Here is a 23,868-nt window from a genome sequence, read left to right as displayed (position 1 = left end):
TGATGAGCATAGTGTACTGGATACGAAGGCAAAATTGAATATGATTTTAATTCAAATTTAAAATAAATTTTGATATCTTCCAGAGACACCTCAATTATGGTTGAAATGTTCCATAACTTTCATCCCTTTCTATACATTTATATTGACTAAGCCCTTCTGATTCCGATAAACTAGAGTGCAGGAATAAAAGTCGTATGTTGGGCAGCAGTTCGAGACGATGTTTCGGGCGGCTGTTTATTTTCTTTTTAATGAGCAAGGTTGCAACGTTGTAGGCTTGTCGGATGATCCGGCCAATATCAACATGGAATAGGAACAGGTGATACACATGTGTAACAGCGCGTACCGCGTGCTTTTATATTATAAGTTCGTGAAGATTGAAGACCCCGAGACATTTACGCAAGAACATCTGCAATACTGCAAGGACCTGGGTGTAAAAGGCCGTATTCTGATTGCATCGGAAGGTATTAACGGTACGGTATCCGGCACGCCGGAGCAGACGGAGCAATACATGAAGGACATGCATGCCAATCCGCTGTTCAGCGATATGGTGTTCAAGATTGATGACGTGGAAGAGCACGCGTTCAAAAAAATATTTGTTCGTCACAAAGCGGAGCTGGTAACCTTCCGCGTGGACGAAGAACTGGACCCGAACGTGACTAGCGGCAAACGCCTCTCGCCAAAAGAGTTCCACGAGCATTTGCAACGTGATGACGTTATCGTCATTGATGGCCGCAATGACTACGAATACGAAATTGGTCATTTCCGCGGAGCCATTCGTCCGGACGTTGAGTCGTTCCGCGAGTTTCCGGAGTGGATCCGGGAGAACCTGGGCGAAATGAAGGATAAAAAGATCATTACCTACTGCACTGGCGGCATTCGCTGCGAGAAGCTGACCGGTTTCATGATCAAAGAGGGATTCCAGGACGTGGCGCAGCTGGAAGGCGGCATTGTAACCTACGGGAAGGACCCAGAGGTACAAGGTCGTCTGTTCGATGGTAAGTGCTACGTGTTTGACGAACGTATCTCCGTGCCGATTAACCGGACAGATGAGGATATCGTTATTGCCAGCTGTTATCACTGTGGAACGACACATGACCGATATATTAATTGTCCAACCTGCAACCTGCAGCATGTGTGCTGTGAGGATTGCGAAGAGACGCATAACCGCTTTTGCTCGGATGCCTGCCGGGAGGCAGCGCCGGTACACGCATAAGCAGGAGAGCAGGTGCTGCACGTGAAGCGTGAAGACGAAATGACGACGCGTGAACGGATTTTGTTCATGCTGAAGCGGCAGGGCACGATGACCGCAAGAGAAATGACGGCCGAACTTGAACTGACCGGCATGGCGATTCGCCGTCACCTGACGGCACTGGAGCAGGATGGACTAATTGAAGTCCGGGAGGCTCGGGCCACAGCTGGACGTCCATCTTCGGTGTACCATCTGACCGCACGCGGAGATGGTTTTTTTCCAAAATCCTACCCGTCGCTTACGCTTGAATTGCTGGAAGAGCTGACGGAGTCTGCCGGTGAAGGCATTGTAGACACGCTCTTCGAGAGTCGGCGCGACAAGCTGCTTCGGAGCAAATTGCCCCAGATGGAGGGCCAGGATCTGGCCGGGCGTGTGGAGGAATTGGCACGCATACAGAATGCTAATGGCTACATGGCTGACGCATCGAGAGAAGAAGACGGTTCTTATGTGTTAACAGAGCTGAACTGCCCCATTGTACAGGTAGCGAGCGTATATCGTCAGGCTTGCCGCTGTGAATTGGATCTTTTCCGTTCCTTGCTGCAGGCAGATGTCGAGCGCACGGAATGTTACGCAGAGGGCGGCAAGAAGTGCACATACCAGATTCGCGAAGCCGCGGGAAATTGATGAACGTAAGGAGATTGTTTCGATTATTCGAAACAGTCTCTTTTTTTGTTATATAAGACGTAAAAACGTTAATATTACGGTTGAATTCACGTTGTGATTCACTTAACATCCAGTAAAGTTATACTAGTTCACGATATTTAGGAGAAGATCTTATCGTACATGTATACTTGACACATGAATCTTATAATAATAACATGAGTTATATAACGGGTGTTATTTTTGCTGGAGGGAGAATGTAATGCCACCAAGATCCGAGATCACGCAAGAAAAAGTGTTAGCTGCCGCATTTGAGCTTGTGCGGGAGCAGGGGCTGGAGGCGATCACTGCGAGAAACGTCGCTCAGACGCTCCAATGCTCTACCCAACCGATCTATAGCCTCTATAACAACATTGAAGAGCTGAAAGCAAGTGTGTATGACAAAGCTGCCGAATTTGCTCGTAATAGCATGCTGGATTATAAGGACAGCGATAATTCTCCTGCTCTGAACCTGACCATCGGTTTTCTGAATTTTGCGCAAAACGAGAAGCAGTTGTTCAGAGCCTTGTATCTATCAGGTTATCGGCAATACCATCCACATACTGATCAGTTTGTGGGGGAAGAGCTGACCACATCTTATATGCGATACAGCAAGCGATTGCAGGACATTTCCTACGAGCAACTCAAGCGCATTTTCTTAAAACTGACGATTTATTTAATCGGTATTGGAACGCTACTTAACTCTCACACCTTAGAGCTGGACATGGACGAAGCCACCGAGATGATCCGGGAAATGTATGAGATGTTACTGCATAAAGAAGGTCTCACTTATTAAATCCGAATAGGGAGTGTGCATAGTGGTCCATGGGCTCGGTAACAAAATTGGAGAAGGCGGATGTGCGGAAGTATTTGAATGGGAAGATGGAAGCAAGATCATCAAGTTGGCTAAGCCAAATACCATTCCGGCTGCTTTACAGGCTGAACTGCACCATTGTCGAACTGCTTGGTCATGCGGGCTGCCAGTTCCGCGACCCTACGATTTGGTGGACGTCGGGGGTCGATCAGGTGCTGTATTTGAACGAATCTATGGCGAACCCATTATGAAGAGATTCGTAGAAAGAGCAGTAGAGCAATCCAGACTGCAACAACCCATGGATATCATGGACGATTACATTGATGCGAAGATCACGGCACAACTTTTTCACCAGATTCATTCTCATTCAGTGGCCAATATGCCGAGTCAGCGGGAGAATATCAGAAACGATATTAGTAGAGCCCAATATTTAACAGAAGCGGAGAAGGCAGCCGTTATCGCCGAACTGGATGAGTTACCCATCAGGAAGCAGCTTTGTCACGGAGATCCAAATCCAGGCAATATACTGCTTAGAGATAACGACGCCGTCATTATTGACTGGAACAATGCTTCTATAGGAAATCCGGAAGCTGACTTGGCTGAATATGTAATTATGATTCGCTATGCGATCTTACCCCCACATTTGCCCAATGAGGCCAGTGTTCTTCTCGATGCTACAAGGGAAACCTGCATTACCTTGTTCATGGAGGAGTACGAAAGATTATCTGGCATCCGTTATGCAGATGTTGAACCTTGGATCCTCCCTATGGCAGCACGCAAACTGGTTGCGGATGGGATCTCCGAAGAGGAAAAGTGTTTGCTTATCAACGAGATTAGAAGAAGGCTCCACATTTGTTAGGCAAATTAAAGTATGATAAACGCGCCATCGGCAGAAATATTGTGGATGGCTTTTTTTATTTTGTGTAATGTTTTCTATCATGCTTAAGGAATAAACCAAATTGGAAGCGGTACAACCATTGACGGGAAAGAAGTCGCACCTTAATATTAGAGAAACACAAAATGACCAACACGAGTCATGGACTTCAGTCGCATGAGGAATGTCTATGTTTGTCTGCTTTTGTCGATAAAAGCAACAATGCGTTGAAGCGTTCGCTTTGTCCCGCCCTATCGTGCCACTAGGATGAGGAGATGGGCAACACATTTAGAAGATGGAGAGGGGTTCTCAAATGAAAAAGAAATTCTGGATGTCACTGATGATGGTTGCCTCAATGATTGTAGCCGCAGGTTGCGGAAATAACAGCAGCACGGGTACGGGTACGGAATCCGAAGGATCCGGTACTACAGCAAGCGAAGGGGCTGCAGAAAAATCCTACCGCATTGCCATCTCGCAAATTGTGGAACATCCATCCCTGGATGCAACACGTGAAGGATTCATTGCGGCACTGAAGGAAGCGGGAATCGAAGAAAACAAAAACCTGACCATTGACTACAACAATGCACAAGGTGATTCAACCAACAACCTGTCCATTGCCCAAAAAATCGCAGGCGACTCAAAGAATGATCTGGTGCTCGGGATTGCTACCCCATCTGCACTGGCACTGGCTCAACAGGTCAAAGAAAAGCCATTGCTCTTCGCAGCAGTAACGGACCCGCTGGGTGCCAAACTGGTTAGTGACTTGGACAAGCCAGGCGGCAATGTCACTGGTGCATCGGATACGAATCCGGAAGCAATTGTGCAGTTGGCTGATTTTATCACGAAATACATGACCGACGTAAAAACAGTAGGTTTGGTCATTAACGAGGGCGAGCCGAATGCCGTTGTCATGGCAGACAATGCCGAAAAAGCACTGGCAACACACGGAATCAAGCTGGTCAAAGCTCCAGTTACGAATACATCTGAAGTTAAACAGGCAACAGACTCTCTGGTAGGCAAAGTGGATGCCTTCTACATCACACTCGACAACTCGGTTGTCAGTGCAGTGGATACGATCATCCAGACAGCAAACAGCAACAAGATTCCGTTCTTCTCCAGTGACCGGGATACAGTTGAAAAAGGTGCTTTTGCTACCGTAGGTTTTAAATACTATGACCATGGATATCAAGTGGGCGAAATGGCCGCGGATATTTTGAAGAATGGTACGAAGCCTGGCGATATGAAAGTAACCGTTCCGGACAAGCTCGATCTGATCCTGAATCTTAAAGCAGCTGAAGCTCAAGGCATCACAGTTACCGACGAGATGAAGGCGGAAGTGCAGGACCAGGATAACAACATTATTCAATAATCTGACCGGATGACAACCGGCAGTACGGATGCGAGGCGGACGTGCAGTGGGTTCGCCTCATTCTTTTCGATAGACAGGGAGGAAGTAGCGTGAGTATAAGTTGGAATTCAATCGAAGGGGCAATCGAGCTCGGTCTGTTATATGCCCTCATGGCCCTTGGTGTATATATTACGTTCCGGATTCTCGATTTTCCCGATCTTACCGTAGACGGAAGTTTTACAACAGGAGGCGCAATCGCGGCGGTTATGATCTCCAATGACTTTTCTCCTTGGCTCGCCTGTTTGGCGGCAATGGCTGGAGGAATGATAGCTGGAGCCTGTACCGGTCTGCTGCATACCAAAGGCAAGATTAATGGATTGTTATCCGGAATTCTGATGATGATCGCCCTCTATTCCATTAATATGCGCATTCTTGGTGCGCCGAATAAATCCATTATGGGAATGGATAATCCATTCTCGGGCGAACATGTCATGGTGCTGATCATCATTGTTGTACTGGTATTTAAAATCATGCTGGACCTGTTCATGAAAACCGATATTGGACTGGCATTGCGCGCCACAGGCGACAACAAACGCATGATCCGCAGCTTCGGTGCAAATACCGATGTAACGACCATCGTCGGCGTCAGCTTGTCTAACGGACTGGTTGCGTTGTCCGGGGCATTTATTGCCCAGCAATCAGGCTTCGCAGACATTACGATGGGAATTGGTATGATCGTGATCGGATTGGCCTCCGTTATTATCGGGGAAGCCATTCTGGGTGCAAGAACGGTATTCTGGGCAACGCTCGCAGCTGTAGTCGGTTCGATTATTTACCGGATTGTCGTTGCGCTTGCTCTTCAGGTCGAATGGTTCGATACCTCTGATCTGAAGCTGATTACCGCGGTAATCGTCATTATTGCTCTTGTCTTCCCAACCATGCAGCGCTCCATGAAGCAGAAGAGCCTTGCTCGCAAACGAACGGAAGAGCTCATGCGTTCCACGGGTCAGCAAGCGAAGGGAGGCATGTGATCATGCTGGAGATTTCACATGTGACGAAGCTGTTCAATCCGGGAACGACAGACGAGAAGACAGCACTGGTTGGTGTGAATCTGACGATGAATCCGGGGGATTTTGTAACGGTCATCGGCAGTAATGGTGCGGGAAAATCGACGTTGATGAATATCATATCTGGTGTAATGAAGCCGGATATGGGTGATGTGCTGATCAATGACCGGTCCATCAAAAGCCTGCCTGAGCATAAGCGCAGCAGCTGGATCGGCCGGGTGTTCCAGGATCCGATGGCAGGAACGGCTCCGCATATGTCGATTGAAGAAAACATGGCGATGGCGTATAAACGCGGTAAAGGGCGTGGCCTTGGCTTCGGGGTTACCCGGGCAAGACGGGATATCTTCAACGCCCAGCTGCAGAAGCTGGGGATTGGACTTGATAAACGTCCCAATGCCAAAGTGGGTCTTCTCTCTGGCGGGGAGCGCCAGGCACTCAGCCTTCTGATGGCAACCTTTACCCAGCCCCAGATTCTGCTGCTTGATGAACATACGGCGGCACTTGACCCTTCACGTGCCGAATTAATTACCGAGCTGACCGAAACGCTGGTCCGTGAGATGAAACTAACGACCCTGATGGTAACTCACAATATGGAACAAGCGATTCGTCTGGGTAACCGTCTGATCATGATGGATAAGGGCAGAATCATTCTGGACGTCAGTGAAGAGCGCAAGCGCACATTGACCGTACCTGAGCTGCTGGGTGAATTCGAGCGCATCAGCGGCAAAAAGATGGCAGACGACCGCGTAGTACTTGGCTAGGCCAGGCCATACGCTGGGCGTATTATACAGTAAACCTTTTGCGTACCCGCAAAAGGTTTTTTGTGGTATGTTGTTTTCTACATGAACGAATACCAGGTTTAGTTTAATCACATTATGTATGAATCCAAACAAGGGATAAGCAAGCATATACAGGGGGACCAGGCATGTCATTGCAATTTGATGAAGGTACATATACCGTAACCCGGCGCACGGATTCCATCCAGCTGCTCGCGAAGGAATTCGCGCTTTTTCATTTTCTATATGAAAACAAGGAAAAGGCATTTACCCGCAGCCAGCTGCTGGACAGTGTATGGCCGCTGGAGTATCCGGTTGAACGCACCGTGGATGACCATGTGTATCGGCTGCGCAAGAAACTGAAACATTGGGAAGAAGTTTCGCTGGATACGGTTCGGGGCTACGGTTACAGACTAACCATACGGACGAATATGGCAGCGCTGCCCGCCAACCCCTCCGCACACGATCTGGAGATGCGGGAAGTGATCCATGGATTGTTCCGCAAATATCATTTGTTTGGACAGGGGAAATCGATGCTAACCTTGTTTGATCAGCAGGATGCTCTGGGTATCCAGATTGATTCGTTCTATCAGCTGTATATCCATTTTATCCAGGGGGACCTGGAATGGCTAATGACCACCGAGGAATTCCCGTTTGAGGAGCGGTTGTACTGGCTGCTGATTTTTGTACACGCGCTGATTGAACCAGCGGAGAGTTTGCATCTGTATGAGCAGGCACTGAGTTCACCTGCATTGTCTGCGGATCAGCTTCGGGAGCTCCGTATCTTGAATATTGTCGAGGTCTATGCAGAGGTTGGCCAATATCGGCGAGCCAAAGCACAGTTAGTAGAGACATATCGCGTCATTGAGACAGACCATCTGGTCAACTTCAAGCTGCCTGTATCCCTGTCGGAGTTGTACGTAGAGTTGTGGGGCGGCAGTGGTGAAAGAGTAGAAGAACAGATGAGCATGTTACGTTCGAGTCTGAAGGATGCGCCATATTTGCGTGAGATCGGGCGGTTCCAGGTCATGGAGGGGCTGTGGCTGCTGAGGCAGGGGAGAGCTCGAGAAGCAGAGCTGAGAATGGATGACGGGCTCGCTGTTCTCAAAATGACATTGAACGCACCACTATACATCAATTCGGCGAATCAGATCTTGTTGTTCATGGCACATCACCGAATTGAGGGACGTCTGGTTCAAAAATATCGTCAAGTCTATGCTGAAATTGCCAAAGAATACGGTGTTCCTATGTATGGGCAGCGTATTACGAATGAAGTCCGCGCGTATTTATCCTCATTCCCTCCAGCGTCTGATCTTCCTCTGATATAACTCTCGTATGATTACAGCCAAGGAACATGTAAGCCTGGCAACAAGGCTGTAATCAGAGGAGTAGGAGGAAACCCCACAATGAATACTGTTTCAAATGAATCTCATCAGCCATCACCTTCGTCCCCAATGCCGCCCACAAGTTTGTGGACCAACTTCCGCTTCATGCGTATGTTTATCGCGTATGCGCTCGCTACCTTCGGGGATTGGTTTGATGCCCTTGCCATTCAGGTATTGGTGGCCTATCGATGGGGTGCCGATCCACTGATCATCGCACTGATTCCCGTCTGTATGGCTGTCCCGGGTATCCTGCTGGGTTCGGTAGCGGGTACCCTTGCGGATCGTCTGCACAAAGTAAAGATCATGCTGCTCTGTGATGTAATCACCGTTGTGCTTACGGTTGCCATTTTGTTCGCGCCAAGCGCGGCATGGCTGCTTCCGCTTCTGGCCTTGCGAGCCATGATGGGCGTATTCCACATTCCGGCCCAGCAGGCGCTGACGCGTCAAGTGGTGGCCGAGGAGCATCTGTTTCAGGCATCGTCTCTGAACGGCTTTGTCGGACAATGCTCCAAGGTGGCCGGACCGCTTCTGGGTGCCGTCATCCTGGCGGTATTCTCACCTCAGATTTGTATTGTGATCAATGCCTACACCCGTCTTATATCCGGTTTGGTGCTATGGCCATTGCGACGGTTAACGGAGAAGCCGGAATATTCTATAGGCGAGGAGACGCAAGATCAGCAGGACCAAGCAGAGACTGAATCGGTGCTGAGGCAATGGACGAAAGGGTGGAGCTTTATACGAAACAGCCGGGCCATTCTATACACGCTGTTGTTTGGCTGTTTGGGCTTAATGGCGATTCTGATGATTGATTATCAGTTCGTAACGCTTTTCCGCAGCATCAAGCCGGGGAATGAAGCTTTGATCGGGTGGCTGGGCTCATCGGCAGGTGCAGGTGCGGTTATCATGATTCTGCTGCTGAACCGGCTGCCGCGAGTCAGTTATGGATGGGGGTTAGGTGGAGGTTTTGTCCTTATTGGCGCAGGTATTGCTGCTCTAGGCTGGGTAGTTCCCCATACCCCGGATGGTTGGATTATCGTTTGGGGGCTGTGCATTGGCCTCGGAAACGGCCTCTCTATGGTGACTCTAAATTATTTGCTGCAAAAGGAAACCCCTCCTGCTTATGTAGGACGTGTCTTCGGCATCCAAAATTCGATGTCCAGTGTCGTGCTTGTTGTTGCACCGCTGGCAGGTGGTGCGCTGATTCATATTATGGGGCCCGGCCTTACCTTTCAATTCATCGGCATTGCTACGCTGGCTATTGGAGTGGCAGGCATCGTATTGCAGCGTGTATTGTGGGGAATCCGGGAATCACATGGCACTGTCCTGAAGGAACACGTATAACATCTATATCTGGTGTGAAAAGAAATACGATAAAGCCGCTTCCAGTTCGCCGGAGGCGGCTTTGACCATTTGGAAAGGTAGAGGTGGTCATTAGACCTCCCACCAAGCAAAGTAAGCTGTGGATGCCAGCAAGCCTCCAACGGAAAGAGAACCACTGACCGTCAGATTAATGGCCTGACCTGGCGGGATGACATAGCTCCCAAATGCGCTGGATGAAAAGGGCCCCGCCTGCAAAGGCATCGTCATTAGCGTCGTTGCTCCGGTAGGCGCAGCGGTGGAAAATCGTACGATGGCAACACTGGTATTGGTGCTGGACAGATTGCTGTTCACGGATGGTAATGTACTCGGCGAGGTCAGCGTTCCATTGGCACTCAGGACCATGGAACCACTGAAGGAAGACAGGAGATTGAGTGCAACCGTAATTCCACCGGAAAGCTTGGATACGTACAGCGTTCTCCCACTTCCCACAGGATTGCTCAACTGGACCGTCGCGATAACGCTGCCGCCCAGTAACCCCAGGGTGGTGGAGTTGGTTGTACCGGAATTGAACAGTCTTCCCACGTTCCCTGCATCGCTTTCCGGTGGGGTAATAATGCCCGGAGACTGATAGGTATTGGTATTGGACGTATACACAGGCCGAGTCTGCGGGTTAAACACGTTATTGTTGGGCAAGGTATTCACCACCTTTTCCTTCATGGTTATCTGTCAGAATTCCCACCAGAACAAATTAATGGCTCCCGTCTGATTCCCAATACCCAAGCTAACGGATAACGTCTGTCCTGGTGGCACGATAATCGAACCGTTGAAGTTCATCCGAAACATGCCAGCGGTCAGTGGAAGACTTAGCAGGCTTGTAAACGCACCGCCCAGCGTTCCAGTATTTTGCCTAGTGGTGACTACACTGGTATTCGTGCTGCCAAGCAATGTATTGACTGGGACGGGCGTACTTCCTACCGTAACGGTGCCCCCGGAATATACGACAAGCGTAGCCGCTGCGGTTGCTCCTCCCGAAATGCTGGAAATTCGCAAAGTTCTGCCGCTGCCAGCGGCATTAATGATCTGCAGCAGAAGATTCTGGTTGTTAGGAAGCAGGGTGTTGTTTGTGGTTAACGCGAAGAAACTGCCTGCAGCAGCAGCGCCGCTCTCTGCCGAAGCCTCAATGCCGGGGGCGGAAAATGTATTGGTAAGCTGGGTAAACAGGGGACCGTTAGATTGGTTGAACACGTTATAGTTCGTTATGTTACCCACCTCCGCTTTGATAGAACTGAACTGACTTTGGTATGCAAATGGATACTCTCGTCCTTGTACTTTACAGTGTATGTACAACATGGAGGAAGCGTTTGGGGCAAGAACGGCATAATCGAAAATAGCGGCAGATGCCGTGCCCGTATTTTAAGTCCGGGCATACGATGCGGAAGCACATTTTTTAAGGGGAATCGAGATGAGCCGAACAGCGAAGCGAAGCAAGAAGAGATTGAGACCAACTAAATATGTGAGCCGCCGCCGACCCCGCCGATCCTGCCGCGCTAAACTGCTGAAACCTCCTTGTTCCCGGATTACTCGTCCCCGGGTCAAGCAGGGTCTTCCCTCACGCACGATACTCCCTGGTGCTACTCACTGTTTTACAGAGCATACCTATGTCGGGGCCGAAACCAGCAGTTCCACCAGTGCTCTTCCTGCTCAGGATACATCATCGCTCAGCTTGTACACATATGGCATTGTGAACCGGGGCAAGAATCCGGCTCTGGTACAGATCCAGATTAGTCCCAATGCAGTGGATTATGCGGTGGACAGCCAGGAGGTGATTGAGGGGGGCCAAACCAAAGCTTTGGTTCCGCAGCGGTTCCTTCGATATACCCGGCTTGTGATTCAATCGGTGGAACCGGATCAACCCACCAGGCTGGATGTTTTCTTTCAGGCACAGCGCATGCCCTAAGGTGAAATAATATGACTGATTTCCAGGGAGGAGGACGGGGCTCATGCCTAACTTCACAACGTTTAACACGAATCCGGACAATCTGCGGACCCTGATCTTTGGTCAGGATGCTACCGGTACGGCCCAGCCCGTCAGAACGGATACGAGTGGTAATGTTGTCGGGATCATTTTGGACGGAACGATCAGTAACATCTCGGGTTTGACGACGGTCACCATTAATGCAGGCACAATCACCAACCTTTTGAATGGTACCCTTACAAGTGTACTCGGGGCCACCATTACAGCAGGTACGATCACCAGTGTGCTTGGAGCAACCATCACTGCCGGAACCATAACTAGCGTGCTTGGAGCCACTGTGACAGCGGGAACGTTGACGAACCTTCTGAATGGTACCCTCACGAGTGTACTCGGCGCGACCATCACGGCAGGCACGCTGACGAATTTGCTGAATGGTACGATTACAAGTGTACTTGGAGCAACCATCACAGACGGAACCATTACGAGCGTGCTTGGAGCCACCGTGACAGCGGGAACGTTGACGAACCTGCTGAATGGTACCCTCACGAGTGTGTTAGGCGCAACCATCACGGCAGGCACACTGACGAACTTGTTGAATGGTACGATTACAAGTGTTCTTGGAGCAACCATCACAGCCGGAACCATTACGAGCGTGCTTGGAGCTACGGTGACAGCGGGAACGTTGACGAACCTGCTGAATGGTACCCTCACGAGTGTGTTAGGCGCGACCATCACGGCAGGCACGCTGACGAATTTGTTAAATGGTACAATCTCGAATGTGCTTGGAGCTACCATTACAGCGGGAACCATCACCAGTGTACTGGGGGCCACGGTAACCGCAGGCACATTGACGAACCTGCTGAATGGTACCATTACGAACGTACTTGGTGCCACCATTACAGCGGGAACCATCACCAGTGTACTGGGGGCCACGGTAACCGCAGGCACATTGACGAACCTGCTGAACGGTACCATTACGAACGTACTTGGTGCCACAATCACAGCAGGAACCATCACCAGTGTACTTGGTGCGACGATTACTGCAGGTACAATCACAGGCATTCTGGGAGCGACGCTTACAGCGGGAACCTTGACGAATCTGCTGAATGGTACCCTCACGAGTGTGCTAGGCGCGACCATCACGGCAGGTACGCTGACAAACTTGCTAAACGGAACGATCACCAGCGTACTTGGTGCAACGGTCACGGCCGGAACATTAACCAACCTGCTAAACGGTACAATCACGAATGTGCTTGGTGCGACAATTACCGCGGGAACGTTGACGAATCTACTGAACGGAACGATCACCAGTGTACTCGGCGCGACCATCACAGCCGGAACACTTAGCAGCGTAACGTCGATTTCCCAAAAGAGCTTCCAGGAATCGCAGCTGATCAATACACCCACTGCCAATACGTTCACACCTCTACCAGCGGTGACAACCAGTGTATTCGGCACATATTCCTTCTTTGTATACAACAGAGGCCCAGGGGTCAATCGTGTGGATGCCCAGGTTGAGATCAGTGCCAACGGATCGAACTGGTATACGGACGTGACCACCGTAACGGGAATTTTGGCAGGCTCCGTGGATGTACTGGTTCCCCAACGTTTCCTCAAATATACACGCCTTTCCTATCGTTCCAGTCTCATCGGTGCACCAAGTACAATCGATGTGTTCTTCAATGGACAAGGCACATAACCAGGTTCTCAATCATATAGGTACATGGAGTCTCATTTAATGGACTTCATGTACTTTTTTTGCGTTGGAGGTGACAGCATATGCAGAACAGGCTGCTTGGAATTCACATGATTGTTCAAAATGAGGAACAACAATTGCCCCGCTGTCTGAATAGTTTTAACCTGCCCGGCATTCAGTGGTTCATTACAGATACAGGCTCGGGTGACCGCACGCCAGAGATTGCAAGACAATTCGGGGCAACCGTACTTCATGCCGAGTGGGAAGATCACTTTGCACGGGCACGCAATATTAGCCTGCCGCTGGCAGGCACCGAGTGGATTCTGTGTGTAGACGCGGATGAGTATGCCATAGATGGTATGGAAGAGTTAATGAATTATCTGCCCACAGTCCATAAGAGTGTATCGAAGTTAAAAGTGACAATAGAGAATCGGATCGATGAGAAAACGGGAGATCAAGTTGTCTTTCAGCCGGTACGCCTGTTTCGATCAGGCCACGGATACCGCTATGAAGGTCGTATTCATGAGCAGCTGGTGTGTGATGATACGGAGAACATTCGGCGGGAGTCCGACCCCGTGGCTCCGCTGCGGCTCGCTCATGATGGATACCTTGCTTCCCAAATCGCTCAGGGGCGCAAACCTTTGCGGAATTTGAAGCTTTTGCAGCAGGAATTAAAGGAGCACCCGGATCGACCTTTTCATCTCTACAATCTGGGAGTAACGTATTGCCAGCTGGGAGAGATGGAGAAGGCAGCGGATTCGTTTGCCAATTCACTGCGCCTGACGGAGCCTGGTGCACCGTATCGGTCTACACTCGTGTGCGATTATGCGAAAGTTCTTGGAGCCCTGGAACGTTATGATGAAGGCCGCGCACTTCTGGCAGTGGAAACGCAGCATTACCCGGACTACGCTGACCTTCACTTTCTATACGGTGAATTTCTTGAACAACAAGGTCTCGAGGAACGAGCATATCAATCCTATGCAAGAGCAGTGGATACATCCGAGGGAGTTCGCAGGCAAACCGATTATGTACATGAACAAGGCACGGACACATACAGACCCTACACTGCCATGGCGCGTCTGGCACAGAAGAGGGGGTTCCTGCAGGAGTCGGCCCATCTGTACGGTCTGGCCTTGGATCACATGCCTGCATATTCCCCCACACTCCAGGGGCTCGCAGATGTATTGCAGCAATCTGGAGAATCGGATGAGGTCATTGCTGAGGCATTATTGCTTCGCTGGAAGAAGCGATTGAATTTAGGGGAGCAGAACCATACAGGAGAAGGTGCAGATGCGATCAGGAATATTGTTCATGCGCTTGCATCCTGCGGAGCATACGGGCAGGCATTATCCCTGCTTCAGGATCTGGCTCAAAATGTTCAGATTGACCCGGCAGTTCAACTGCACTGGATGTTATGTACGGGCCGATGCCCGGAAGCCGTACAACTCGCAGAACAACTGTGGGGTGAACGTGAGGCGAGTGTCGAACCTCTCCTGCCCGAGCAGCGACTGAATTGGGCAGTTGCTTGTTGGGCCAGTGGATCGGGCCTTTCTCCTGCTTTTCTGGAGTCATCTGAGCAGGAAGATCGCGAAGTCTGGGGGACGGTGGACCGGTGGTTCAGAGGACAACAGGTGCAGGGGTGGAACCCCATGAGACAGAGTGGGGAAAGGTTGTCTGAAGTACTGCAATCGACTGCGCTTAACCTGATTCAAGACATTATGCAGCGATCTGTACAAACAGGGCAACTGATACTGGCCCAGCAGTGGTTTGAGAAGTGGATGGATGGTTGCACGGAGAAGGACCAATGCATGGAATTTAGCCGGTGGCTTGCAGGCATTCTTTATCGCGAAGGATATACCCGGGCGGCTGCTGATCTCCTAATTGGCTGCATGACGGAAGGGAAGCTGGATGCTGAGGGTACCTTTTACCTCGGGGAAGCGTTGTTTGCCAAAGGGCATTACGATCAGGCTGTGACTCTATTTCAGCAGGCGCTGGAGCGAGATGCAGGATCGCATCAGGCGCGAGCCGGAGCTGCCATAGGTTATTTGTATTTGGCTCTTGGCGTTATTCAAATGGAGCTGAGTCGTTCTCCCTCTAATCCAGGCCTTATAGCGGAGCAGGATGCCCTCCTTCAAAGGTTAAGGACAGCCCAAGGCATCCCTTGGCGTACAGATTGGCATGCCAACGAGAGGAGGAACCAGCTTGCCGAGCAACCGCATTTCGCTATGCATGATCGTTAAGGATGAGGAGGAGTGGCTCGCGCAATGTCTGGAGAGTATCCAGGGGGCTGTAGATGAAATTATCGTCGTGGACACCGGCTCTTCGGATCGGAGCAACGATATTGCGCGGCAGTACGGGGCAAGAATAGTGTCCTATGTGTGGTGTGATGATTTTGCTGCTGCACGTAATGCAGGTCTGGAGCAGGCGACAGGGGAATGGATACTGTTCCTGGATGCGGACGAGGCGCTGGATGCAGCAGCGCGGGAGCAGCTTCGAAGCTGGACGACAGCCAGCCCATGCGACGGATTGTTTTTGAACATTCATAACTATACAGGTACAGGTCAGCAGGGAGCTACAGTGAATCCGGTATTGCGGTTGTTCCGTAATGCTCCGGAGCATCGGTTTGAAGGGCGGATTCATGAACAGATTGCAGGGGCCATTTGCCGGAAGAATCCGGATGCTGCTTTTCATGTGACAGACATGATGATCCATCATTATGGTTATCAGACTGCGGTTGTGGAGCGCAAGGACAAGGTGAATCGGAATCTGAAATTATTGGAACAGGCTGTGAAGGAAGAGCCGGAGCAATCGTTCCATCATTATAATCTGGGCGTCGAGTACTTGCGTGTGGGGGAAGCGGAGCGCGCACTTCAGACCTTTCGTGTGGCCAAGGCAGGCATCGATCCTCTGGTGACCAGTTATGCCCACTTGTTATTCAAGTATGAGGTACGATGCCTTCAGCACTTGAGTCGCTGGCAGGAAGCATTGGACCACATTGAGGAAGCACTTGTGTTATTCCCGGATTATACGGATCTGCTGCATAACCGGGGAGTGTGTCAGGAAGCATTGGGTCGCACGGAGCAGGCGGAGCATTCATTGCGTGAAGCCATTCAGTTGGGACCGCCGCCTCCTGTGTACCATACAGAAGAAGGAATGGGCACCTATCAGACTTGGTACGCCCTCGGGCGGCTGCTGGAAGGGCGGGCAGACCTTGAGGGTGCAGTCGATGCTTACGTGGAAGCGGTTCGTGCCAAATCCAGCTTACTGCCACCTCTCTACCGAATATTCCGGATCATGCGGGTTTCGGGGCAGCAATCGTTTATACCCGCACTGATTACCCATCGTTTCGCCCTGTCTTCCGAAGAGGCTACTCACAAGATCATTGGCATTCTGGAGCAGAGTCGTTGTTATGATGCAGCGCTGGAGATGCTGCCAGGCGCAGCTTCGACACCTTCGAAGGAGATGAGAGAACGGCTGTCATTTGCTGAGGCGCTGCTTCATATCGGGCAGGGGAGATGGAACAAGGCGAGGCTCAAGCTGGATACCGTTCGGCGTAAAAAAGGTGATTACGCGCTCCAAGCAGCCAGCTGGCTGGAGCGTGTGAACTGGCTGGAAGGGCGGGAGACAGCAGCATCGGATCCGTTAACGACATGGCTGAATCTCTGTGTGCGATCGGGGCCAGAACAGTCTGCAGGACAAGAGAAGGCAGTCTTGCATACCAGTGCCAGCACGAATGCCAAAGTCAATGGAAGGCCTGGTGATGCTGAATCAAAGACTGAAGCAGTAGCTTACGAGGGATGGCATGCTTTGGGTCTTCTCATGGAGGGATGCATCCACTCCGGTAAATGGGCCGAGCTGCTTGGACTCGTTCAGATCTGCCAGCAGTTTTTGGGTGCGGATGTCCGCTCGTCGGAAGAGCTCCATCAAGGGCAGGCGCTGAACCGGAATTCGAAATATGCACAGGAACCTTTTGCCGGGGCTTTCGATACCGCTGCAGGATCGGTCTGGTTGGCGAAGAGTCTTGTAGATGCAGCAGATCATCATTTACAGGAGTTGGCCGGAGAACCAAATGGTGAACGTCACCGCTGCTGGCCAGTGATTCAACAGCTTCGGCTGGAATTGCCGGGACCGGATGGTTTTGAGATCTGAATCATTGACAGTATGGAGGGATGAGCTTGGAGCCTGGAATCAGCCTGTGCATGATTGTGAAGGACGAGGAGGATGGTCTTAGGCGCTGCTTGGAATCTGTCAGGGGAATCGTTGATGAGATAATCATTGTCGATACCGGTTCAGCAGATGATACGCTTCGAATTGCCGCCCTCTATGGTGCCAAGATCATTCGTGCAGAATGGGACGGCGATTTTGCTGCTGCTCGCAATCAGTCTCTTACCGCTGCAACCCAACCCTGGATTCTGGTATTGGATGCAGATGAAGTATGGGGGCAGACGGATCAAATGAAGACAGAGCTTACGCACTTATTATCCGGGAGCCCTGATCATGTCTGGGGATACTGGATCAAGGTGACAAGTCTCTTGGGGCGGTCTGGTGAAGAACGGGTGACGGATGCGGTGTGCCGCTTGTTCAGGAACGATCGCCGGATTACTTTCAAGGGTAGAATTCACGAAGAGGTCGCATCATCCATCCTGGCTTTTGCTCCTGAAGGCTTGGTGCATTCGGAGCTGGAAGTCCTGCATTATGGCTATCTGGAAGAGGTAATTGTTCGCAAAAATAAAACAGAGCGGAATATGCGTCTGATTCGTTCCGCTCTGAATGATGGGGCAGATGAGCAGCCGGAGCTGCTGTATGCGCTGGCTGCAGAATGGTTTCAGCAAGGGAAGTACAATGAGGCATTGCGGCTGCTGGAACCGCTGCTTTCCCGGCTTGGGCCATCCTGCGGTTATCATTCGGATCTAGTACTCAAAACAGCATATGCCTTAAGGGAAAGTGGGCGACCGGAACGGGCGCTGGCTGTGGTACAGGCGTGGACTACTGTATATGCTGACTTCGCGGATGTGCTGGAACTTGGCGCGGTGCTGGAATTGGACCTCGGCAGAGAAGAAGCAGCGCTGGCCTGGTTGAAGAAGGCTCGATCCGCAGCGAAAACAACCGGACAGTACACTTCCGTTTCAGGTGCCGGAACGTACCGAAGCCTAACGCTGGAAGGCATCGCGCATGAGCGTTTGGGCCGCTGGGAAGAGGCTGAGGCAGCCTATATTGCTGCACTGGCAGCGCAGCCCGGAAGCATGGCTGCGTGGCAGCGCCTGCTGCTGTTGGCCGCAGCTACGGAGCGGCCAAACGCCATTGCGGATGCGGCAGCGCGTGCACTGCTGCCGCCTGCTGCATGGCAGGCGCTTGCTCCGGCCGCGCTGGATGCGCACCGGCCGGAATGGCTGCTGCGCCATGCGGCACCACTGGCGGCTGTGCTGCGGCAGCAGCCGCTCGCCGCCGGGCTGGCGCTGGCCCAGCTGGGCGAAGATGCTGCAGCGCGGGCATCGCTGCAGCCCTGGGCAGCGCATGCGCAGCTCGGGCCCGAGGCGTCGCTGGCGCTGTGGGCGCTCGGCTGCAAGAGCAGCGCTGGGCGCGCACTTGCACGCGCAGGCGCCCACCAGCCGCTGCACAGCCGCACAGCATGCGCGCTGCCTGCAGCGGCACTTGCCGCCGATGCGCTGCTGGGCGGCTCCGCGCCGGGCAATTCAGCGCTAGGCACAGCTCCGCTCAGCGCAGCGCCTGCGCCACGCGCCGAAGCAGTTGCGCCACGCGCCACAACTGCACCGCCGCCGGGCGTGCAAGCTGCAGCGCAGGCGCTCGCGCGCGTAGGCGCCTGGGCCGCATGGCTGCGCCTGCTGCAGGCCCTGCCGCAAGGTGCCGCCCCGGCGCTGCTCGCGGCGCTTCCGCCTGCGGCACGCTGCGGGCTGCTGCGCGCGCCCGCAAGCGTCCGTGAAGGGCTGCTGGAGCTATTCGGCTTGCCGCCGGTAATGCAGCAGCCCCTCACAGACGAAATGCCCGCCACGGCTCGTGCCACAGAGGCACTGCTGGCAGGCACGCTCGCGCTGCTCGCCGGGCGGCAGACTGCAGCGCAGGAATGGGCCGTGAGGGCCCGGCATATCGCGCTTCAGCCTGCCGCCTCTGGCCGCCCGGCGACGACTCTATGTTCGCCGGGGCTGCACACGCTGCTGCGCCTGACATCTCCCGGCGCAGCAGCCACCGAAGGCTTTGCATCTCGCTGTAAGATGCTATTCGTCCATCTCTGACATACGGGGCTTTCACCCACATAAGAGCTAACCCCATTGCTGGCGTTTGACAGCTTCATCCTTGCTAACGAAAATGGCTACCCTTTCCGAATGATCGCCCGGAAGCAGCGAATTGGCGTCCCATACATGTCGGACCAGATGGCATCATCGGGCTCTTCCACGATGAGCTGTCCATCAATGGTGAGACCGGTAACGGCCATGATGGTCTCGAGTAGATCGGGCCGCATCTCCGGCACATCAAAGGTTGCAATTAATTGTCCATCCGGCTTCATGACCCGGGCGAATTCGCGAAAGGCACGCAGCATCGTGCCTGTATCTAGATGCTCCAGAACCGAAATGCAGAATATACGGTCAAACATGCCAGAGGCATAAGGCAGCTGCGCCAGGTTCGCCTGAGCGCGATGCAGCCTGGTTAAGTAGTGCTCCGGTAAATGACGCGCAGCCTCTTCGCCGAAGTCGGCAGCAATATCCTGCCGGATCGCTTCCTCCGACAAGATGCGTTCATCCCAATCACAGGCGTGAGCTTCCCGGCAGTGTTCGGCCAGCCAAAACTTGAACGGATGGGAAATGCCGCAGGCTGCATCCAGTACCACGTCGTCCTGTTGGGCGAACTGGCGGGCCCATTCGTACTCGTAAGGTCTGCTCCACCAAGCCGGATGCAGTGGAAATACCAGCGTATCTGTTTTGGGATCGCTTTGCCGAACATATCTGGATACTAATGCTTCATTCTGATTAGGTGTGTCCATCATCCCCGTATCCCCTCTCTCAATCCTGCATCTGCCAAGAACGTCTCCAATACCGAACTCCACTTGCGCCGCCATCCGGACAGATCGTAGGCAACGGCTGTCTCCCTGGCATATATGCCGAGGCGCTCCCGTTCAGCTCTGTCCTCCAGCAGGCGTACCAGAGCAGCGGTAAGTGCGTCATCGCCCGGGGGCACAAGCAGCCCGTTGAACCCGTCCTGTATGAGATCGTTTAACCCGCCCACGTTGGAGGCAACGACCGGGATGCCGCAGCTCATGGCTTCCAGGCAGGCATAGGAGGTCCCCTCCGAGAACACCGTGGGAATCACGGCAATATCAGCCTGATGGTAGGCCTCGCGGATATCCCTGAAGTCGTACGTACGCTGCAAGATGCGATCCTGATGCGGATGAGTGCGGTGCCAATACCGAAATGCCCTGCCCACCGTGCTGCCTTCGACCAGTTCTCCGGCAAATTCAATCTCCAGATCCGGGTAGGCACCCAGCAGCCGATCTGCCGCAAGCATCATGGGTATGATGCCTCGTTCCATACTGATTCGGCGCGGATACAGAATTCTCAGAGGACGGGCAATCTGTGATGGAAGAGCAGTACTGTGGATGCTGACAGCAGAATCAGCAATCTCGTTTGCCTGATCGGAATTGTCAGCGTTATCAAGCAGAACAGCTTCTTTTGCATTCCATCCCGAGATGGAGACCCCGGCTTCTTCTTCCTGGCTGGCGAGGTCCTCCTTCCATGCAGACAGCCATTCCGCTTCCTGTTCCTGTCCGAACCTGGGTCTGGGGGGAGCGGGAGTGAAATAGGAGGTATCCACAGCATTGGGAATAAGGACGACCTTTCGCGGATCATCAAACGTGCATGCTGCCCGGCAAAAGGTCTGAAAATGGGAGTCCACCGATACGATGCGTACCAGTCCATCCAGTGCCAATTGGATGTGCTCAGCCACCTGCTGCTTGGTCTCCAGCGGCAATCCGGGACGATCCCAGTTAATGCCGTGGCAGATGCCCAGACTGCCGGGCTTGTAGCTGATGGGCTGCCAGAGACAGCTGGCATAGATGACAGGGCCGCGGGCTGCCGCCGCCATCCTCTCGAAGGCTTCAGGCACATCATCCATATCGTAGGCGTATCCGAATACATCAATCTGCTCCGTACGTGTCTGAAATGCTTCATAATATGACAACTGATGCACCTCGGGATTATGCCCCAATTCGCGGATCACACTGCACAGATCCAGAATATAACGTTCAAGCCCCCCTCCGAATACCCGTCCGAACTCCCGGTTGTATCCATCCGTGAAGCTGTGTGTCAAAATGCTGACCACACCCATCTCAATGCTCCTCCTTCCAGGGAACCAGCCGAGGTTCCGGGTCCAGGATGGATTCGTAATGTTCCAGACTGCCCCACTCGCCGCTGGGATCAATGCGTTTGTAACGCAGATACTTGCGAACCCTGTCTTCGAGACTGCCCGCCCACCCAAGGTGCTGTACTTTTAATTCCGTGCGAATGCCAGGCAATACCGAACAGGACAAGGGGAGACGGGGAACATGATGGTTCTGCTGTGGGTAAAAGTAAGGATACTCGGGCATATAGCGGACAAGTGATGCCGTATGCCGTCTGTGCAGGCCCCAAAGTTCGTCATCCCGGTAGTGGGTCCGTCCACCCCACATATCGTAGAATCGGAATGCCACCCAGTCTGCATGGTCCTGGTTGATCAGATCACGTATTGCTTCCTTGGCCTCTGTACTGTACAGTTCATCCGCATCGACGGACAGCAGCCAGTCCGGTGAAGTACTTACGGCTGCTTGCCATAACGCATTGCGGAGCCGCCATTCCTCAGCAAATAGAGGCTTCTCCAGGATCTCGAGCCGAATGACTTTTGGATAAGACCTGCATATATCTGGTGTTCCATCGGTACTCGCATCATCCACGATAACGATCTCATCCACGAATTCACTCAGATCACGGAGTACTTCCTCGAGGTATCGTCCGCGTTCATTACGGACCTGCAGCATGGCGGTCAGTTTGTTCCCCTGACTTTTGCGGACACGGCGGATAGAAGAAGGTGTGGGTCGTGAACCCTCGCTTTCCACTTCATTGCTCTTCGAGTCCATCTGCTGGTCCGCCAATGCTTCGGAAGAGGAGGGGTGAACTTCAATACGAATGTCAGGCTGCATGCCCAGCCCCTGATTATGCTGCGTGCGCTTCTTCGGGTCCAGCATCACGGCACCTCCCCAAGCAGCTGCTGTACAGCGTGGTCCAGCAGTTCCATCTCCACAATCCGGGCAAGAGCTTCCTCATTCTCCATCGCGGCTTCGAGAAACTGTCGTACTGCCCCGTGACGATCTCCCCGCAAGGCCATGGCAGTCCCTGATAACTCCTGATAATCCCTGCGGCTGGAACGATCCTGAATATCTGCCGCATGGACCAGAGCCAGAGCATCCTCCACACATTCGGTCTCCTGATATATCCGGAACTTCCAATGCCGGGCGGTTTCTCCTCCAAGCGCGTCCAATATCCCCAGCGCAGCTCCGTAATCATCGTTTAACCGCAGCAGCTCTGCCTGCACAAGCTGATTCTCTCCTGCCTCGAGCCAGCGGCACAGCTGTTCATAGTGATGCCGTTCCTGTGCGCTGCCTGCACTGATTCCGTAGACTTGCAGCGCAGATTCAACTTCTCCAGCTTTGGCATGAATGGCGGATAGAAACCGATAGTGTGATTGCACACAATCACTTCGTCCGTTCATGATCGCATGTGTAAAGGCCTCCTTCAGGGACGCTGCTGCACGGGAGTCGTCCAGCAAATATTCATAGGCTGCCAGCAAAAAGGAGATCGTCTCATGCGGCCCCGTTTTGGAACGGAGCTGGCGGTAATAGTCTGCACGCATGCTGCACTGGAGCAGAGTGATGGTGTCCGGTGCTTCGGTCACGGTTTGTCTGAGGGCATGAAGAAAAAGCAGCTCATAATCTCTTAGCGGAATTTCGAGATCATCCTTGTGTATGGAGCCAGCCGGAGCCTTGTCTTCACCGCCCAGCCAGACCGTGCGGACGCCCTGAAAGGCAAGCTTCATATACCGTGTTTCCGAAGACGTGCCGATCAGATCGGCAGTACCAACCAGTCTGGATATGCAGCTCTCCCACAGCGGAGAGCTTGCTTCATCGCCTGCCGGCTCGGGAAGCAGCACAATGCTGATTTTCGGTTGCATCGATTGAACTGCTGTAAGCCAGTAGGGGTGTGCAATGACAGCTGCGGTGTGATTTTGCTGGAGCAGAAGCTCAGCTTCTGGCAGGGTGATTACTGAAATGGCCGGGGGCATCTCATCAGAACGTTCCTGACTGCTTACATATGAGACCTCTCCCTCGGCCGAGAGCAGGGCAGCGATGTCCGGATAAGGAAAAGTGGACCATCCCCCTTTGCGGGGAAAAAGAATGTACCGATTGGGAGGACATTTGCTGTCATCCTCAGTTGACGCTGTTTTCCCGTTGATCTCCGGTACCCATTTGGGCTTATCCATAGGTCATCACCTCACTTTGACTGCATTCTAACGTTCCGCCTCCGCTTCCGGAGGTGTTCCATCTCTCCACATCATATGTACAGCCCTTAAGGCACTTCGCATGATATGTCTGACTCTAGCATATGGGCATGTTGTGCCAAACATGAGCAACTTCCCTGAATAGAAGAAGCAGTTAAGCCGCATATTAGACTGAATTTTATCCAA

General features: G+C 52.5%; 20 protein-coding genes. 14 read left to right on the top strand and 6 right to left on the bottom strand.

Features of this window, described 5'->3' with window-relative positions:
* Window positions 1–325: 325 nt before the first annotated feature.
* From trhO to AC3RCI_RS27865, 9 genes are all read left to right on the top strand, one after another.
* On the top strand, window positions 326–1,213 hold the full coding sequence (gene trhO, locus AC3RCI_RS27905; protein WP_492471236.1) for an oxygen-dependent tRNA uridine(34) hydroxylase TrhO: 888 nt from the start codon (window positions 326–328) through the stop codon (window positions 1,211–1,213).
* 21 nt (window positions 1,214–1,234) lie between these two features.
* The gene (locus tag AC3RCI_RS27900; RefSeq protein ID WP_095291272.1) at window positions 1,235–1,873 is read left to right on the top strand and encodes a helix-turn-helix transcriptional regulator; all 639 of its coding nucleotides are present in this window, start codon (window positions 1,235–1,237) and stop codon (window positions 1,871–1,873) included.
* Window positions 1,874–2,111: 238 nt separating this feature from the next.
* On the top strand, window positions 2,112–2,684 hold the full coding sequence (locus AC3RCI_RS27895) for a TetR/AcrR family transcriptional regulator (RefSeq protein ID WP_492527110.1): 573 nt from the start codon (window positions 2,112–2,114) through the stop codon (window positions 2,682–2,684).
* Between the two features lie 22 nt (window positions 2,685–2,706).
* The gene (locus tag AC3RCI_RS27890; RefSeq protein ID WP_492471238.1) at window positions 2,707–3,561 is read left to right on the top strand and encodes a phosphotransferase; all 855 of its coding nucleotides are present in this window, start codon (window positions 2,707–2,709) and stop codon (window positions 3,559–3,561) included.
* 328 nt (window positions 3,562–3,889) lie between these two features.
* Complete coding sequence (locus AC3RCI_RS27885; RefSeq protein ID WP_492471239.1) at window positions 3,890–4,945, top strand: ABC transporter substrate-binding protein; 1,056 nt, start codon at window positions 3,890–3,892, stop codon at window positions 4,943–4,945.
* Between the two features lie 149 nt (window positions 4,946–5,094).
* Entirely contained in the window at window positions 5,095–5,955 is an 861-nt protein-coding gene (locus AC3RCI_RS27880; RefSeq protein ID WP_236146853.1) for an ABC transporter permease, read from the top strand.
* Window positions 5,956–5,957: 2 nt separating this feature from the next.
* Window positions 5,958–6,752: an ABC transporter ATP-binding protein gene (locus AC3RCI_RS27875; RefSeq protein WP_492471240.1), complete on the top strand. Its 795-nt coding sequence runs from the start codon at window positions 5,958–5,960 to the stop codon at window positions 6,750–6,752.
* 164 nt (window positions 6,753–6,916) lie between these two features.
* A complete protein-coding gene (locus AC3RCI_RS27870) occupies window positions 6,917–8,095 on the top strand; it encodes a winged helix-turn-helix domain-containing protein (RefSeq protein ID WP_336782347.1) in 1,179 nt (392 codons plus the stop codon).
* A gap of 78 nt (window positions 8,096–8,173) precedes the next feature.
* Window positions 8,174–9,493: an MFS transporter gene (locus tag AC3RCI_RS27865; RefSeq protein ID WP_492471241.1), complete on the top strand. Its 1,320-nt coding sequence runs from the start codon at window positions 8,174–8,176 to the stop codon at window positions 9,491–9,493.
* A gap of 90 nt (window positions 9,494–9,583) precedes the next feature.
* On the opposite strand, the gene AC3RCI_RS27860 is transcribed toward AC3RCI_RS27865, so the two are convergent.
* Both AC3RCI_RS27860 and AC3RCI_RS27855 read right to left on the bottom strand, forming a co-directional pair.
* Window positions 9,584–10,165 carry a hypothetical protein gene (locus tag AC3RCI_RS27860; protein ID WP_492527109.1) on the bottom strand — a complete coding sequence of 194 codons (582 nt, stop codon included), beginning with the start codon at window positions 10,163–10,165 and terminating at the stop codon, window positions 9,584–9,586.
* Between the two features lie 33 nt (window positions 10,166–10,198).
* Window positions 10,199–10,717, bottom strand: a complete 519-nt coding sequence (locus AC3RCI_RS27855; protein WP_492527108.1) for a hypothetical protein — start codon at window positions 10,715–10,717, stop codon at window positions 10,199–10,201.
* Window positions 10,718–10,934: 217 nt separating this feature from the next.
* Here AC3RCI_RS27855 and AC3RCI_RS27850 point away from each other — a divergent pair, with 217 nt between their 5' ends.
* From AC3RCI_RS27850 to AC3RCI_RS27830, 5 genes are all read left to right on the top strand, one after another.
* A complete protein-coding gene (locus AC3RCI_RS27850) occupies window positions 10,935–11,429 on the top strand; it encodes a DUF6385 domain-containing protein (RefSeq protein ID WP_336782341.1) in 495 nt (164 codons plus the stop codon).
* Between the two features lie 43 nt (window positions 11,430–11,472).
* Entirely contained in the window at window positions 11,473–13,146 is a 1,674-nt protein-coding gene (locus AC3RCI_RS27845; protein ID WP_492527107.1) for a DUF6385 domain-containing protein, read from the top strand.
* Window positions 13,147–13,226: 80 nt separating this feature from the next.
* On the top strand, window positions 13,227–15,383 hold the full coding sequence (locus tag AC3RCI_RS27840) for a glycosyltransferase (RefSeq protein ID WP_492527106.1): 2,157 nt from the start codon (window positions 13,227–13,229) through the stop codon (window positions 15,381–15,383).
* A complete protein-coding gene (locus AC3RCI_RS27835; protein WP_492527105.1) occupies window positions 15,346–17,292 on the top strand; it encodes a glycosyltransferase in 1,947 nt (648 codons plus the stop codon). Before AC3RCI_RS27840 ends, AC3RCI_RS27835 begins: the two co-directional genes overlap by 38 nt.
* A 26-nt stretch (window positions 17,293–17,318) precedes the next feature.
* Window positions 17,319–19,394: a tetratricopeptide repeat-containing glycosyltransferase family 2 protein gene (locus AC3RCI_RS27830; protein WP_492527104.1), complete on the top strand. Its 2,076-nt coding sequence runs from the start codon at window positions 17,319–17,321 to the stop codon at window positions 19,392–19,394.
* A 77-nt stretch (window positions 19,395–19,471) separates the two neighbouring features.
* Here AC3RCI_RS27830 and AC3RCI_RS27825 read toward each other — a convergent pair whose 3' ends face one another.
* Genes AC3RCI_RS27825 through AC3RCI_RS27810 form a run of 4 tightly spaced genes read right to left on the bottom strand, consistent with a single transcriptional unit; the run spans window position 19,472 to window position 23,664 of the window.
* Window positions 19,472–20,143, bottom strand: a complete 672-nt coding sequence (locus tag AC3RCI_RS27825) for a class I SAM-dependent methyltransferase (protein ID WP_492527103.1) — start codon at window positions 20,141–20,143, stop codon at window positions 19,472–19,474.
* Entirely contained in the window at window positions 20,140–21,480 is a 1,341-nt protein-coding gene (locus tag AC3RCI_RS27820; RefSeq protein ID WP_492527102.1) for a glycosyltransferase family 4 protein, read from the bottom strand. The genes AC3RCI_RS27825 and AC3RCI_RS27820 overlap by 4 nt, the downstream gene beginning before the upstream one ends.
* Window position 21,481: 1 nt before the next feature.
* A complete protein-coding gene (locus AC3RCI_RS27815) occupies window positions 21,482–22,372 on the bottom strand; it encodes a glycosyltransferase (RefSeq protein ID WP_261779996.1) in 891 nt (296 codons plus the stop codon).
* Window positions 22,372–23,664: a hypothetical protein gene (locus tag AC3RCI_RS27810; RefSeq protein WP_492527101.1), complete on the bottom strand. Its 1,293-nt coding sequence runs from the start codon at window positions 23,662–23,664 to the stop codon at window positions 22,372–22,374. The genes AC3RCI_RS27815 and AC3RCI_RS27810 overlap by 1 nt, the downstream gene beginning before the upstream one ends.
* Window positions 23,665–23,868: the final 204 nt, after the last annotated feature.

The sequence above is a fragment of the Paenibacillus sp. MT124 genome (genome assembly GCF_058792755.1).
This window is presented reverse-complemented; position numbering and strand designations above follow the sequence as displayed.